We start from the raw sequence: 15,168 nt of genomic DNA on the forward strand, positions 1-15,168 counted from the left end.
CGTCCCGAGATGTCTCCATCTTGGGAAAGCAGCATAGCTACCTAAAAAATATGTATCCCAAAGCTTGGGTTAGTTATCTTGTGCTTCGCGAATTTGTACACGGAATTGAGTCCCATTCGGGTTCACCGTCACTTCAGACAAAGTCACTTGTTCAAATCCACGCACAATCATTTTGCGCCATGGACCTGGTTTGGTATTCACTTCTAATCCAGTATTGTCATACCAGTAAAAACGATAAAGAATCTCTTGATCGCCTTTGTAATTGCTGCTCAGTTGAACAACACCGCGTGGACGGTCATCCACATAAGTCGTGGTAATATTGTCTACCAACAGGCGACTACCCATGACGTTATCGTGGAAGAAAACCTTTTGCGTTTGGCCATCGATTCGGATTCCCGCAGTGTTATCTGCACAACCTGCTAAACCTACTATCACTGCCAAACCTATAAGCCATGCTCTCATTACAACCTCCCTAGCTGTTTATGCCACACCGTAGAATGTGTTCCCTGACGAGAAACCCAAACCAACGTTGTTTGCTGTGCTGGCACTTCGAATTGATACACCTGATCACCAACGTTCAGACTCTGCTGACCCGGCTTGACGACTTTCGACGCCGTTTTCACCGTGCCCGGAAGTGTCTGCCAACTTCTGGTATCAGGTTGTTCAGTTAGTGTATTCCACACGTTGAAAAGAATGTTGCCGACATCATCACCTTTCGCCGCTTCTTTTCGAATTCTATCTTTGGCCCAAACACGAATTGCCTGACGAATCACAATCGTCGTTAAACGCTCATGCAAATCGTTTTGTGCCATGGCATTCACATCAGCCAATGTGCTTGAAGGTAGCTTTTTACCATTCAACGCAACATCACCAAAACGTTGTGTACCGCGCTTCGGATAATAAGGCAGTGCGAGCGAGTAGATCGCGCCATCACCTCGGCTGTCATAGATTGGTAAATCAATACGCCAACCTTGTAGCGCTTCCACCACACCTTGCTCATCAATCACAATCACGCGACCTTGCGACTTACTCAGCCCTGATGGTGCTTTGCCGTAGCGCTTCTCTAGCATACGAAGATCTTGACGCATACCGAGCTTTTTCGCGGCATACATGGTGCTTTCAATAACTTGCTTGTTATCTGGCATCACTGCAAGTGCACGACGATAGTCTACATACGCACTGTTCAAATCTCGTGACGCTTCATACAGCAATCCAGAAAGGTAGAATAAGTAACCATTTTGTACAGAGCTCAGCTTTTTGCCTGCGTCTGGGTAGTTGGCTAGCACACTACCTAAGTTCGCTGACATACCTTGCTTCTTAAGATCCTTCTCTGCTTGGTTTAGTTCCTTTTCACGTGCTTTCTTTGCCGCCTCTTGCACTTGGTTTGCGCGGCGCATTTCAACCAGCGCCCCCTCAAGGTCATTTTTTTGTAGGTAGTTCAGACCAAGGTACAAATGCAAAAAGCCGAGTTCATAGTCGGCAGGTTGGTATTCGTTTAAATTGTCGTTAACGGCAAGAGAACCCACACTGGTCGCCGTTTCCGTAACAGAAATGGTAGCGCGATCTTGTTGTTTGCGTACTGCACGATCGCTGTCTTCAAGTGAACTCAGGCTGGTTGGGTAGTCTTGCGCAAGAAACGAGATTCGGCCTTGTTCAAAGTTGCCAAGTATTTCGCCACCGACATCACTAGATTGCAGTTGCTCAGCTTTGGCATATTCGCCAGCAACCACAGCTTGATAAACTTCTTTATTTTGGTCGCTATAATGACTGAACAGATTGCCAGCGGATAAGTTTGCACATCCTGTAGCAAGCAGGACCCAGCTCATCAATCCGAATAGCTTCACACCATGTTTCACATTTATCTCCACAAATGTGTTGTTCAAGGAAGAAAGAAGTGGATGAATCACCTCACCCACTCCTAAAAGATTAACTCAATACCATAGGGCCTAAAGGACGACCGCCCACTAGGTGCATATGAATATGATAGACTTCCTGACCGCCATGTGAGTTACAGTTTACAATCAAACGGTAACCGTCTTCTGCAATGCCTTCTTCTTTAGCGAGCTTCTTCGCAACCGTGAACATACGGCCCATCATTGCCTCATCTTCCACTTCCACGTCATTGGTTGTCGGGATCAGCTTGTTCGGGATGATAAGGATATGGCTTGGCGCACGCGGATTGATATCACGAAATGCCGTTACTAAATCATCTTGGTAAAGGACATCTGCTGGGATTTCTTTGCGAATAATTTTGCTAAAGATGGTTTCTTCCGCCATGGGTACTCCATTTTATAAGGTGTGTAACCTATTTAGTATGCGCTAAGCCAAAAGCGAGCTCAATAAAAAACAGTGTTCACTTAACATTATCAATATAAGTCGTGACGTTGAAGCTTTTTTTGTCGTGTGCGTCATAAAACGTGCGTCGCAAACTCAATACAATCCGATGAATTTTGTTACTTTTTTAAGACAATTCTAATTTATGTTGTCTATTTTTGGGAGAGGAAGCTCACTTATGCGGGGTTCAGTAATTAAAAGGATGTATGCAGGCTTTGCGCTGATCATCGTCTTATTCGCAGTCACGATTGCCATTATGATGGGGGGCATGAATGATATTCACGGTAAGTTTGAGACTGTATCCAAGTCTTCTCTGCCGCTTGTCTCTTTATCTAACCAAACCAGTGTAGAGCTTCTTTCTGCCGACAAATCTTTTAAAGACTTCCTGACCACCGAGAATAAACAACGCATGGATCAGATGCGTCAGGAATTTGCCAAATCTCAACAAAGCTTCGAAGCAACATTGAGCCAACTTGAAGTTGCAAGCCAAATCTACCCTTCCCTTGCCGAACCTTTTTCTCAGCTTAAAGAACTTGAGCAGAGCTACTTTACCGAAGCAAAGGAAGCCATGGATAACTACGAAGCGATGTTCGCTGCACAAGAAGAAGTGCAAAAATCTTCTCGTCGCTTCCAACAACTCAATACTGAGCTATCTGTGGGTCTAAAAGAATACGTGGCGGATCAATCCAGCATCTCAGTTAAAGTGATGGCGAAAAGCTACTTCATTAAGCTGAAAGATGCAGAAGTGATTACGTCAGATGCGCTGGCAAGCTCAAATCCTGAGTTTGTAACGCAAGCCGTAGCAAAAAACCGCAAGGCGGTGACGCATCTGAATTACGCTTTCCGCGGTTTGGTGACTCAACTTCCTGAACTTAAAGAAGCCTTCGGCGAGTCTGTTGAACAATTTACCCGTGACGTAGGTATGCGTGGTGGTGTATTAGACCAACACAATAACTATCTATCGGCACGTGCGGCGCTTTACAACAACATCGCTAACCTTGCCACCAAAGTTGACTCAAGCATGTCGATTCTTGAGCAGTTCACTACAACCGCAACCAATAAGCTGAACGAATCTCTTGCAGACGCAGGCGACATCTACTCAGCAGGTGTTACCAAAGCGATTGTGATTGGCGTCATTGTGGTGTTGTTTGCAACGGCTATCGGTTACCACATTGCTCATAGTGTTCGTGAGCCACTGACTCGTATTCTGAAGGCATTAGAAGGTCTGACAGAAGGCGACATGACGCAACGCATTGATATTCGTTACAACAACGAATTCAGCCGTGTGAGTGGCCATATCAATACGCTGGCAGACAGCCTACATAACATCCTTGTTAAGCTGAACGACGCATCAGAAAACCTAGCGTCTACAGCCTCGACGAACGAGCAGACTTCTTCTCAAGCACAAGCTCAGTTGAACTCTCAGCGTGAGCAAACCGCAAACGTAGCCACGGCAATGACAGAGATGTCTCACTCAGTGCAAGAAGTCGCGCAAAGTGCTCAAGGCTCGTTAGAGATGGTACAGCGTGTTGAGACGGCTTCAGATCAAGGCCGTAACGTCATGAACAGCAACATCTCGACCATCAACCAGCTTGAGACACGCTTAAACGAATCCGTCTCTGCGGTTTCTGAGCTACAAAAAATGAGTGGCCAAATCGGCTCGATTCTGGATGTGATTCGTAATATTGCCGAACAAACTAACCTGCTTGCGCTGAATGCGGCGATCGAAGCGGCACGTGCTGGTGAACAGGGGCGCGGGTTTGCGGTAGTGGCAGATGAAGTTCGCGTGCTGGCTTCCAAGACCACACAATCGACAACTGAGATTGAAGCAATGATCAGTAACCTTCAATCCAGTTCGCAGTCTGCTAACCAAGTTATTCAAAGCTGCATGAGTGATATGGAAATGTCTGTTGAGCAAGCCTCTAAGGCAAACAGCTCAATGGAAGAAATCCAAGCGCTGATCATCGAAATCAGTCAGATGAGTACCCACATATCCCAAGCGGCAGCTGAGCAGAGCGAGACTTCTGCGGATATTGCGCGCAGCATTGAAGACATCAATAGCATTGCTGACCAGAGCTACCATGCGATGTCGAGCATCGCGCAAACCAGTGAATCTTTGACTCAACTGGCACATCAACAAAACGAACTGGTTCATCGATTTAAACTATAAAGTTTTATGTAAAAACTAGAAAATTCATTGCAACCAACTGTATAAGGGCGACTTTTTATTGAAGTCGCCCTTGTTTTTTATGAGCTGTGTCTACATATGGTTTATATGGCTTGCTCATCCCTTTTCTTTTCTCTTTTCGAGCAAGCCAAATAAGAAGGAAAACCTATGGCTGTTCATGTTGGTATTATCGACCAAGATCCAGTGAGATTAGTCACTCCTCTTTTGGATAATCGCACTGTAAGTACACATATCGTCTTCATCGGCGACAAAAGCCAATCCGATATGTACGAGCGACTGAGCGCAGTATTAGAGCAGCGAGAAATTACGTCTGAATTCTTTGAAATTCCTTCTGCAGTAAACACTTCTCTGATCAAACAATCTGTCCATCAATTGGCAAAAGACCTCCATGACCGAGGTGAAGAAGTAAAACTCAATGCAAGCTGTGGCCTCCGTCACCGACTGCTTTCCGTGTACGAAGTCTTCCGTACGTACCGCTGGCCAATCTTCGTAGTAGAACCAAACAGCGACAAACTGTGCTGGCTTTACCCAGATGGCAAAGAAGACACGCAAGTGGAAGACCACATTACGATTTCTGATTACCTCACTATTTTCGGTGCACGCGGTGAATTCCACCACGTAGACCTCCCACCTCAACTCGATCAAAAGCTTTACGAACTGGGTGAACGCTGGGCATCTAACGCGCTGGAGCTTGGTCCTGGCCTTGCAACACTGAACTACCTTGCAACTACTTGTCGTAAAGAACAAAAGCTGGATGTGGAGCTTTCAGAGAAGCAACAAGGCTACCGTGAGCTGAACATGCTACTGACCGATTTGGTTGAAGCGCAAATCGCCACTTACGAAAACGGTGTTCTAACCTTCGCTGACGAAGATGCTCGCCGTTTCTCTAACGGTGAATGGCTAGAAACGCTGGTGCACAGCACAGTGAAACAAATCCAAGACACCATGCCGACGATCCAAGACCGTTCGTTGAATGTGCAGGTTTACCGCAAACTCGGTGAAAGCGAAGTGCGCAATGAACTTGACGTAGCAACGGTGGTAAACAACAAGCTTCACATCATTGAATGTAAGACGAAAGGCATGCGTGATGATGGCGATGACACCCTGTACAAGCTGGAATCGTTACGTGACTTATTAGGCGGCCTGCAAGCGCGAGCGATGCTAGTTAGCTTCCGCCCACTGCGTCACAACGACATCACTCGTGCAGAGGACTTAGGTTTAGCGTTGATCGGCCCTGATGAGCTGAAAGATCTCAAAACGCACCTAACCGCATGGTTTAAAGCCGCTGGCGGTTCTGACGAAATCTAATCGTTAACATCCGATCAAAAAAAAGCAGCCTCGAGCTGCTTTTTTATTGCGGCAGATTTGTTGTTTGAATACTCCGGCAACACTGCCAGATAGAAAAAGCCAGAGGCGAACCTCTGGCTTTTCCCGTTTGTTTAAATGCCAACTAAATGTTGTGCTTAAAGCATCTTACGCGCTGCTTCTACTACAACTTTAATTGAGCGAGCTTCCGTTTCTTTCAGCGTTGAATGATCTGGAATCTCTTTTTGTGTACGGTTGATGATTACACCCGCCACACAACCTGCTTTCAGGCCTGAGCTTGCACACATAGTTAGCAGTGTTGCTGACTCCATTTCGAAGTTCAGAACGCCCATGTCTTGCCACTCTTGCATAGAACCTTGGAAACGCTTAACAACACGGCCAGAGAAAGTGTCGTAACGCTCTTGACCTGGGTAGAAAGTGTCACTTGAAGCAGTCACACCCATATGAACTGTTGCTCCAGACTCTTCAACCGCTGCCTTCATTGCTGTTGCGATTTCAAAATCTGCTACTGCTGGGAACTCCATTGGAGCAAAGTGTAGGCTCGCACCGTCTAGACGAACAGAACCTGTAGTAACGATCATGTCACCCACGTTTACGTGTGGTTGGATTGCACCAGTAGTACCTACACGTAGGAAAGTGCGAACGCCAAGCTGTGCCAACTCTTCTACTGCGATAGAAGTAGATGGGCCACCAATACCAGTAGAACAAACCACAACAGGTTTACCGTCTAGCTCTGCACGGTATAGCGTGTATTCACGGTGACTTGCTAGAAATACTGGGTTTTCCATTTCTTCAGCGATTTTTTGTACGCGTGCTGGATCGCCTGGAATGATTGCTAGAGTAGCACCATTAAGATCCGCTTCAGTAACACCTAAATGGAATACAGCTTGAGACATAAGTCGCTCCTTGTTGTGGCTTATTTTGTAAACAATAAGCTCATTAATAAGTTGTTGGGTACAGATGCACTGTAGCGAACCTTTCACTAACATTGAGTGATCACAGTCACAATGAAACAATGTAATAAATCTACACTTTCAAATAAAAACGGTTTTGATCACACTTTTGGAGCCATAAGATCATTTCGTTGCATACCAATGAGTGATTTACCAAACGAATCATTCACCTTTGTTATCTCCACCTTCAGGACAGAAAAAAGCCCAAGGTACGATGACCTCGGGCTATTTATTCAACATTCAAAGATGTACGAAAGGTTGATACTACTTCACTTGTTTTGATTCGAAGCGAAGCAGACGCAGTGCATTCAGTGTGACCAGTGCCGTAGCACCACTGTCGGCAAGAACGGCAACCCATAAACCGGTAATACCCAGTAAGCTTGTTACTAAGAACACACCTTTTAGGCCTAATGCTAACGCCACGTTCTGACGAATGTTGTTCAGCGTCGCACGAGATAGCTCGATCATACCAGCTAGCTCGATCAAACGATTGTGAGTCAGCGCGGCATCGGCAGTTTCGAGTGCAACGTCAGTACCACCGCCCATCGCAATACCAATGCTTGAAGCTTTCATCGCTGGTGCGTCGTTAATACCATCGCCTACCATCGCAACCGTGTGCTGCGCTGAAATCTCTTCTACGTAGTGCACTTTGTCTGCTGGTAGCAAACTTGCTTTGTAATCAAGGCCAATTTGGTTCGCAATTGCTTCAGCACTGCGAGGGTTGTCACCTGTTAGCATCACAGATGAAATACCCAGTTTCTTCAATGCAGCAACGGCTTGTTGAGCATCTTGACGAAGCGTGTCTTGCCAAGCAATCAAACCTATCACTTCGTGATCGTGGCGTGCGATAACCACGGTTTTACCTTGTCCTTCCAACGCCAAGACTTGCTGCTCTACCTGTTGTGAGATTGGGAAGTCAGCTTTCGATGGTGCAATCACTTGAACCAATTTTCCTTCAACAAGCCCTGTCACACCAGAACCAACCTGCGCGGTTTTGTCTGCAGCTTCAGGAATGTTGATGCCTTGCTCTTGCGCTTTGTTCACCAAAGAAATTGCTAGCGGGTGGCTTGAGCCAATCTCAATCGAAGCGGTCAAGCTCAGTAGTTGTTCTTCCGTCACATCAAACGGCACCACATCAGTTACTTGCGGTTTACCTTGTGTCAGAGTGCCAGTTTTATCGAATGCTACAGATTCAACACGACCCAATAGTTCAAGCGCTGCACCACCTTTGATCAGTGCGCCTCGTTTTGCCGCTGCCGCCAAACCAGAAGTGATCGCCGCTGGTGTAGAGATGACGAGCGCACATGGACATGCGATCAACAGCAATGCTAAGCCACGGTATACCCACGTCTCCCAAGGTTGAGCAAACAACAATGGCGGTGTGATGATGACTAATAGAGAAACAAGCATCATCAATGGTGTGTACCAACGGCTGAACTTATCTAGGAAACGTTCAAGTGGTGCTTTGCGTGATTCCGCTTCTTCAATCAAATGTAGGATACGGTCAATCGCGTTCTCACCTTGGCGAGAGGTCACTTTCACTTGCACGACTTTGTCGACAACCACGGCACCTGCCATGATTTTACCGCCTTCATTGTGCTCTACTGGAACGGACTCGCCCGTTAATGCGCTTTCGTCAAAGCTCGCCGCTTGAGTCATCAGCAGGCCATCAGCTGGCATACGACCGCCAGGCGCAACTTCAATCACATCACCCGGTTGTAGCTGTGACGCAGGCACTTCTTGACGTTCACCATCTACAATCAGCGTTGTGTTCTCTGGAACAAGATCCATCAAAGCTTGAACACCGCTACGAGCACGAGATGATGCATATGCTTCTAACTTTTCACCAATAAGGAAAAGCAATAGCACCATCGCCGCTTCAGCGGTTTCACCGAGGTAAAGCGCACCTAACGCCGCCACACTCATTAATGTTTCAATCGCAAATGGCGTACCAGTACGAGCCAACTTGACCGCTTTCATCGCAACAGGGTATAAGCCGAGCAAACAGGTTAAAGTAAATAGCCAAGTACTCAGCGTTGGATTGAAGTCAGAAATGATGCCAGCAAACGCCATCGCACCTGCAATGGATAGGATTTGAACATTGTCTTTAATAACGCCCAACCAACCCTTTTTCTCTGCTTTTGGTTTGGGCGCATCTGTCGATGTCAGTGGGAAGCCAGTTTGCTGAGAAACCTGCTCGATGACAGAAGCCAACGCACGATTATCAAAATCGACCACTAACTTTTCTGTCGCGAACAAGACCTTGGCATTTGTGACACCCTCAACAGAAGAAATGGCCTTTTCTAGCTTTTGAGCACAGGCCGGACAATCCATGCCCGATACTAGCCAACTATGACGAATGGAGGATTCAAGGGGTTCGGCAGGGCCTTCGTCTTCAACAGAATCCGAGCTACAGCTTCCGCCGCTACAGCAAGAATCTTCAGAAGTTACGACGGTTGCTTGCGTAATATTAAGCGTTGGTTTTGCTGGCGCGCAGCAAGAATCGTTTGCTCCTAGCGCCACCGCAGATTTGACTTTGCCTGTTTGGCAACCTTGATGTTTCGTACACATAATTCACTTTCCTTATTGGTGATAAGTCTCTATTTATCACTAAGAATAAACCTTAGAGCTAACTCCAAGGTCAAGTGTATTTATGTGCATTTCACGAAATTTATGCTTTCTCATCTTCCAAAGCGGTCGCTACTTCATCTATCAACACCGCATCATGGGAACAAAAAGGCTGAGTATTGACGCAAGTGATCGCAGGATCGTCTTCAATGTCTTCTTCTCCGAAGTTTTGCATCAGATCTTTAATGTGTTTGTTCAGCACGACTAGCGCCAGCAACCCAAACACTATCGTACCCACTGCTTGCCCATATAACACACCAAGCGCGCCATACCATTGCGATCCAAAGTAAACAAAAGGCAGAGTACCAATTGTTGCTTTACCCAAATTCAACGCCGTGGAATAAAGCGGTTTACCGAGATTATTGAAAGAAGTGTTGGCGACAAATAAAGTCCCATTGAAGACAAACGTAATGGCAACATAGGTGCAAAATGCGATAACAATAATCGCGGCGTCCCCCGTTAGGCTAAACATCGCTACGATGTAATCTTGCAGTACATAAAGCAGAGCACAAACACCTAGGGTGTAAATCGTAGTCACCAGTAAAGAGTCGGTCAGAGTGCGCTTAACACGATCCATACGCTCCGCACCGAAGTTCTGCCCAATGATCGGGCCAACCGCGCCAGAAAGCGCAAAAATAACAGCAAAGCACACTGGCGTTAAACGTCCAATCACTGCAAACCCTGCCACAAAATCTTCACCAAATTGTGCAATGTGAGTGGTCACAATCGCATTACCAATTGGTGTGGCAGTATTGGTGATAATGGCCGGTATAGCGATCGCCAAGATAGGTTTGAGATTATTTCTGAAGATATCGAAGTCTGGAAGAGACACCAATTTGTGCACGTTGATCAGCGGATAAAGGGAGAAAGCCAATACTGTGAAACGGGCGATCACCGAAGCCGCTGCAGCCCCTTCTACGTTCCATTTAAAGACAAAGATAAACAATGGATCGAGAATCGCGTTTACAATACCACCAGCCAAAGTTGCCCACATAGAGCGCTTTGCATCACCCGCGGCTCGCAAACCGGCACCTGCCGACATACCCAATGCCAGAATCGGCGCACTTGGCAATAGAATGTTGAGGTACGCTTCAGCACGCTCAGCAGCAACACCCTCAGCACCGATGGCCGTTAATAGCTCTGGGATATGAATGTACATACCAATGGTGATGACCAAGCTGATCATAAAAGCAACCAACATGATACTGCCACTGGTCAGCCTAGCGCGTTCAAAGTCCTTTGCGCCAATCGCTTTAGATACCAGGGCGCCCATGGCAATCGACGTGCCGATAGAGGCTGAAGTGGAAAAGAAGATCAACGTTCCTGCAAAGCCGACGGCAGCAGCCAGCTCCACCTGCCCCAGCATACTGATGAAAAGCATATCGAGTAAATCGACAACAAACAGAGCCATCAAACCAACGGAACCGGCTCCAGACATCACCAGAATGTGGCGCATCGTAGAACCTTGGACAAACTTCGCGTCTTGCGTAGACATACTCTTCCTCAACGACAAAAAGACGCCGAAGCGTCTTTCGTCTTAATACTTATTATTTTGATATTAAACGGGATGTTGGAAACATTCGTTTAGCGTTTTGCCGATAGCTCTTAATACATCGCGTCTTGTAATCACACCGACGAGCTTCTCTTTATCATCGACCACAGGATACATTTTAGGTTTACCTATCTGCATCATGTCAGCCAGTTCGATAATAGACATTTCTGGCGACACAGACAGAACATCGTCATGCATACACTCTTCTACCGTGTGTGTATCCTGACAGTGATAACTGGCTTTAACGAGTTTGTCTAAAAGGTCTTGCTCAGAAAGGAATCCAATGACTTTCTCGTTTTCGTTAATCACAGGTCCACCTAGAGTAACACTTTGCATCACCTTGTCCAAAGCCGCCGTCAACGACATGTCCTTGGTGAAAGTCACCGCCTGTAACGTCATATAATCTTTAACTTTAAGTGAGTGCATTCTTATCTCCTTAGCGGCACGTTTTTGCTGCCTTTAAGATAAGTGTCGTCTAATTTCTTGATTTTACTAAATGGAAATTAGCAATTTTATTTATAGGTGCTGTCTATTGATCTTTATCCAAATCAATACATAACACAAACCTATAGATATACAGTTGCATATTTATTTAAAGTCACGTGGAAAAACTATTTCGCTGCGAGCAAAGAATATACAAGCTTGAAATCATTCGAGTCAGAAACGAGTCAACACAGAAAGACCAAAAAGAAATAACTAGCTATGCAGTACAAACAAAAAAGCCAGCCCCAAATCAGGCTGGCTTTCATTGTATTATCACGCAATAAAATTATGCGTTTTGCATTGCTTCAACGATGTCACGAGCAACGGCTTCCGCTACTTTAATACCATCGATACCCGCAGAAAGGATACCACCCGCGTAGCCAGCACCTTCACCCGCAGGGAAGAAGCCTTTCAAGTTGATGCTCTGGAAGTCTTTACCACGCTTGATGCAAACTGGAGAAGACGTGCGAGTCTCAACACCAGTCAGTAGGCCGTCCTCAGAAGCAAAGCCTTTGATCTTACGATCGAATGCTGGAATTGCTTCACGAATCGCTTCAATAGCAAACGCCGGTAACGCTTTTGATAGGTCAGTCAGTTTGATGCCCGGAGTGAATGATGGCTCAACATCGCCCAGCGCACTTGGATCGCGACCTTTAAGGAAGTCACCAATCTTCTGTGCTGGAGCGTCGTAGTTCTCGCCGCCTAGTGCGTAAGCGCCCGATTCTAGTTCACGCTGGAAACGGATACCCGCTAGCGGATCACCCGGGTAATCGACTTCTGGAGAGATGCCCACAACGATTGCGCTGTTCGCGTTGCGTTCTGCACGAGAGTATTGGCTCATACCGTTAGTTACTACGCGACCTTCTTCAGAAGTTGCCGCAACAACAGTACCACCTGGACACATACAGAAGCTGTAAACCGTACGGCCATTCTTACAGTGGTGAACCAGTTTGTAGTCTGCCGCACCAAGAATTGGGTGGCCTGCATTTGGACCAAAGCGTGCTTCGTCGATCATCGATTGTTTGTGCTCGATACGGAAACCAACAGAAAACGGCTTCGCTTCCATGTAAACGCCACGGTCGTGCAGCATTTCAAAGGTATCACGAGCACTATGACCTACCGCTAGTACTACGTGACGAGATTTGATCTCTTCACCGTTTGATAGCGTTACGCCTGTGATTTGACCATCTTCCATATGCAGATCGTCAACACGAGTGCTAAAGCGAATCTCACCACCTAGTTCGATGATTTTCGCGCGCATCTTTTCGATCATGGTAACCAGTTTAAAGGTACCGATGTGCGGCTTACTTACGTATAGAATTTCTTCTGGTGCGCCTGCTGCTACAAACTCAGTGATCACTTTACGACCGTAGAAGTTTGGATCTTTCACTTGGCTGTAAAGTTTACCATCAGAGAAAGTACCTGCACCGCCCTCACCAAACTGAACGTTTGATTCTGGGTTTAGTGTGCGCTTACGCCAGAAGCCGAACGTGTCTTTAGTACGCTCACGTACTTCTTTACCACGCTCAACGATGATTGGGTTAAAGCCCATTTGAGCCAAAACCAAGCCTGCAAATAGACCACAAGGACCAAAACCGATCACCACTGGGCGCTCTGTTAGGTTCTCTGGTGCTTTCGCTACAAACTTGTATTCCATATCTGGTGTTTGGCGAACGTGCGGATCTTTTTCAAATTTCGCTAGCAACGCTTCTTCATCACCTTCAACGATGATATCTAGCGTGTAAATAAGATGAATATTGGTTTTCTTACGAGCATCGTAGCCGCGTCTAAAGACATTAAAAGAGATAACTTTCTCAGCAGCAATGCCAAGCTTTTTAGTAATCGCGTCCAATAGCGCGCCTTCCTCATGATCAAGAGGAAGTTTAATTTCATTAATACGAATCATGTGATGTCTCGTTATGGTAGGTGTCTTAGCCAAAGCCACACGTTTCCCTCCATATCTAAGGAGAAAAAAGATGGTCAGCTCACAATGGCGCGCATTTTACGAGAAATTGATTTGTCTGTCATACTAAATCCAAGTTGCGCGGCGGAATTAACGTAGCGAATGTTGAATTTTGTCTTGGGATGAGTATTATCCCCATTCTTCAATTTTGACTAACTTAAGAGCTGATTATCATGGCGTTTGTCGTAACCGATAACTGTATCCAATGTAAATACACTGACTGTGTCGCGGTATGCCCTGCTGATGCCTTCCACGAAGGCCCGAACTTTATGGTAATCAATCCGATTGAATGCATCGACTGTGGCTTGTGCGTGGACGAATGTGCCGCTGCCGCCATCTTCCAAGAAGACGAGCTACCAGAAGATCAAGTGATCTACAAAGAGCTCAACGCAGAACTTGCTGAAATCTGGCCGGTACAAACCGAAGTGAAGCCAGCAATGGATGAAGCAGAAAAGTGGAATGGTGTGCCGAACAAGTTGGACATGCTAGAAAAATAAGCCGCAAGCAAGAGATCCCCGACTCGGTCGTCCCTCCCTCTCGAGGATGACATTCAGAGGCGGGGTGATCTTTTCGATGGGTAAACACAAACACCATCAAAATCCTTCGATGATTTGCCTAGGATACGTTTAGCAACGGCACCTAGCTTCCCATTTGACCCCGATTAAAAACAGGCTCGTCATTCCCGATAGCGACGAAGGAGCTCAGTCGGGAATCTCGTTTCTCTGATCGAATGTTTCTTCTAGCTGTTCTGACGACGCATGTTGTCCAGAATAATACCTGTCGCCATTGCTACGTTTAGCGACTCAGCACCACCAAACGCTGGAATAGTGATTTTATCGGTCACAAACTTCGATGCCGCCTCACGTACACCATGAGATTCACTACCCATCAACAAAATGCCGTCTGCTGAGAATTCCGTTTTGTGCACGCTTTCACCTTCAAGGAAAGCGCCATACACCGGCAAGTTTGCATCTTCCAAGTAGCTTGGTAAATCCACTAGACTCACTTGCACACGACCAAAGCTGCCCATGGTTGCGCTAATGGTTTTCGGGTTATATGGGTCGGCACAATCCGTACTCGCGATGATGTGCTTGATACCGTACCAATCCGCAACGCGAATGATCGTACCTAGGTTGCCCGGATCAGAAACGCCATCCAATGCGATCATCAAGCCTTTTGCCTGTGGCACTGTTACGTTTGGAATTTCAACCACAGCAATGGCTGCATTGTTGCTCACTAGCGTACTTGCTTTGGTTAGGTCATCCAGTGACGCTTCAATGCACTCGAAACCATTGAGTTCTTGGCTGTGCTGCTCTAGAAAATCAGCGGTTGCAAAGATTTGCTTTACACTTAACGAGCTGTTCGCCAATTCCAGTACATTCTTTTCACCTTGAACCAGAAATAAGCCGTGCGCTTTACGCTGCTTCTTTTGACCCAAAGCACGAAGCAGTTTTAGTTGGTTTTTTGAAATCATGAAAATATCCCAGGTGAAAATGGCATGAACTAGAGCGCCAGATTATAGAATAAAGTGAAATGAACAAAAAGAGACGCCGGAAACGAAAAAGCCTCGCTGTATAAGCGAGGCTTTTAAAGGGTGGGACCCCAGCCACATCCCGGCACACAAGTCACACGCTGCGGCTGCTTCCTTCCGGACCTGACCGAGTTCACGAGCTATTGTTGCGAGAGGACCAAGGCCCCATAATTCTGTTTTGAGAGCATGTCTCAAATGATGTGAGGATTA

At 46.4% G+C, this 15,168-nt stretch carries 12 protein-coding genes and 1 other RNA gene; 3 read left to right on the forward strand and 10 right to left on the reverse strand.

All coding sequences use genetic code 11. The features are described 5' to 3' along the window. Positions 1 to 69: 69 nt before the first annotated feature. The 3 genes from KIO97_RS25330 to hinT all read right to left on the reverse strand — a co-directional run bounded on the left by KIO97_RS25330 (position 70) and on the right by hinT (position 2,277). On the reverse strand, positions 70 to 462 hold the full coding sequence (locus KIO97_RS25330; RefSeq protein ID WP_005431649.1) for a YcfL family protein: 393 nt from the start codon (positions 460 to 462) through the stop codon (positions 70 to 72). Next, positions 462 to 1,856: a COG3014 family protein gene (locus tag KIO97_RS25335; protein WP_038891577.1), complete on the reverse strand. Its 1,395-nt coding sequence runs from the start codon at positions 1,854 to 1,856 to the stop codon at positions 462 to 464. Before KIO97_RS25335 ends, KIO97_RS25330 begins: the two co-directional genes overlap by 1 nt. Positions 1,857 to 1,926: 70 nt before the next feature. Next, entirely contained in the window at positions 1,927 to 2,277 is a 351-nt protein-coding gene (gene hinT / locus KIO97_RS25340) for a purine nucleoside phosphoramidase (protein ID WP_005431651.1), read from the reverse strand. Positions 2,278 to 2,512: 235 nt separating this feature from the next. Here hinT and KIO97_RS25345 point away from each other — a divergent pair, with 235 nt between their 5' ends. Together KIO97_RS25345 and KIO97_RS25350 are read left to right on the forward strand one after the other, a co-directional pair. Then, on the forward strand, positions 2,513 to 4,504 hold the full coding sequence (locus tag KIO97_RS25345) for a methyl-accepting chemotaxis protein (protein ID WP_045373232.1): 1,992 nt from the start codon (positions 2,513 to 2,515) through the stop codon (positions 4,502 to 4,504). 165 nt (positions 4,505 to 4,669) lie between these two features. Next, entirely contained in the window at positions 4,670 to 5,830 is a 1,161-nt protein-coding gene (locus KIO97_RS25350) for a DUF1887 family protein (protein ID WP_005431680.1), read from the forward strand. A 155-nt stretch (positions 5,831 to 5,985) separates the two neighbouring features. On the opposite strand, the gene udp is transcribed toward KIO97_RS25350, so the two are convergent. From udp to KIO97_RS25375, 5 genes are all read right to left on the reverse strand, one after another. Next, the gene (udp, locus tag KIO97_RS25355) at positions 5,986 to 6,744 is read right to left on the reverse strand and encodes a uridine phosphorylase (protein WP_005437517.1); all 759 of its coding nucleotides are present in this window, start codon (positions 6,742 to 6,744) and stop codon (positions 5,986 to 5,988) included. Positions 6,745 to 7,065: 321 nt separating this feature from the next. Continuing rightward, positions 7,066 to 9,372: a zinc/cadmium/mercury/lead-transporting ATPase gene (locus KIO97_RS25360; protein WP_285384287.1), complete on the reverse strand. Its 2,307-nt coding sequence runs from the start codon at positions 9,370 to 9,372 to the stop codon at positions 7,066 to 7,068. Between the two features lie 100 nt (positions 9,373 to 9,472). Continuing rightward, on the reverse strand, positions 9,473 to 10,924 hold the full coding sequence (locus tag KIO97_RS25365) for an MATE family efflux transporter (protein ID WP_285384288.1): 1,452 nt from the start codon (positions 10,922 to 10,924) through the stop codon (positions 9,473 to 9,475). A 63-nt stretch (positions 10,925 to 10,987) separates the two neighbouring features. After that, the gene (locus KIO97_RS25370; protein WP_005431646.1) at positions 10,988 to 11,407 is read right to left on the reverse strand and encodes a CBS domain-containing protein; all 420 of its coding nucleotides are present in this window, start codon (positions 11,405 to 11,407) and stop codon (positions 10,988 to 10,990) included. Between the two features lie 343 nt (positions 11,408 to 11,750). Beyond that, complete coding sequence (locus KIO97_RS25375; protein WP_005431643.1) at positions 11,751 to 13,370, reverse strand: NAD(P)/FAD-dependent oxidoreductase; 1,620 nt, start codon at positions 13,368 to 13,370, stop codon at positions 11,751 to 11,753. A gap of 230 nt (positions 13,371 to 13,600) precedes the next feature. Between KIO97_RS25375 and fdxA the strand changes: the two genes are divergently transcribed. After that, positions 13,601 to 13,924, forward strand: coding sequence for a ferredoxin FdxA (gene fdxA, locus KIO97_RS25380; protein WP_005431654.1), 324 nt, complete (start codon positions 13,601 to 13,603; stop codon positions 13,922 to 13,924). Between the two features lie 242 nt (positions 13,925 to 14,166). On the opposite strand, the gene KIO97_RS25385 is transcribed toward fdxA, so the two are convergent. Both KIO97_RS25385 and ffs read right to left on the reverse strand, forming a co-directional pair. Further along, positions 14,167 to 14,901, reverse strand: coding sequence for an RNA methyltransferase (locus KIO97_RS25385; protein ID WP_285384289.1), 735 nt, complete (start codon positions 14,899 to 14,901; stop codon positions 14,167 to 14,169). Positions 14,902 to 15,024: 123 nt separating this feature from the next. Then, an RNA gene (gene ffs / locus KIO97_RS25390) (signal recognition particle sRNA small type) lies at positions 15,025 to 15,121 on the reverse strand. Positions 15,122 to 15,168 lie beyond the last annotated feature (47 nt).

Origin of the sequence: Vibrio sp. B181a, assembly GCF_030248375.1 — a bacterium.
In the GTDB taxonomy this organism is placed as follows: domain Bacteria; phylum Pseudomonadota; class Gammaproteobacteria; order Enterobacterales; family Vibrionaceae; genus Vibrio; species Vibrio campbellii.

Bases quoted from the DNA above. Each gene is read 5' to 3' on its own strand.
- KIO97_RS25370 (WP_005431646.1), bottom strand. From the start codon at position 11,407: ATGCACTCACTTAAAGTTAAAGATTATATGACGTTACAGGCGGTGACT.
- KIO97_RS25345 (WP_045373232.1), top strand. From the start codon at position 2,513: ATGCGGGGTTCAGTAATTAAAAGGATGTATGCAGGCTTTGCGCTGATC.
- fdxA (WP_005431654.1), top strand. From the start codon at position 13,601: ATGGCGTTTGTCGTAACCGATAACTGTATCCAATGTAAATACACTGAC.
- KIO97_RS25365 (WP_285384288.1), bottom strand. From the start codon at position 10,924: ATGTCTACGCAAGACGCGAAGTTTGTCCAAGGTTCTACGATGCGCCAC.
- KIO97_RS25330 (WP_005431649.1), bottom strand. From the start codon at position 462: ATGAGAGCATGGCTTATAGGTTTGGCAGTGATAGTAGGTTTAGCAGGT.
- KIO97_RS25375 (WP_005431643.1), bottom strand. From the start codon at position 13,370: ATGATTCGTATTAATGAAATTAAACTTCCTCTTGATCATGAGGAAGGC.
- KIO97_RS25350 (WP_005431680.1), top strand. From the start codon at position 4,670: ATGGCTGTTCATGTTGGTATTATCGACCAAGATCCAGTGAGATTAGTC.
- KIO97_RS25360 (WP_285384287.1), bottom strand. From the start codon at position 9,372: ATGTGTACGAAACATCAAGGTTGCCAAACAGGCAAAGTCAAATCTGCG.
- udp (WP_005437517.1), bottom strand. From the start codon at position 6,744: ATGTCTCAAGCTGTATTCCATTTAGGTGTTACTGAAGCGGATCTTAAT.
- KIO97_RS25385 (WP_285384289.1), bottom strand. From the start codon at position 14,901: ATGATTTCAAAAAACCAACTAAAACTGCTTCGTGCTTTGGGTCAAAAG.
- hinT (WP_005431651.1), bottom strand. From the start codon at position 2,277: ATGGCGGAAGAAACCATCTTTAGCAAAATTATTCGCAAAGAAATCCCA.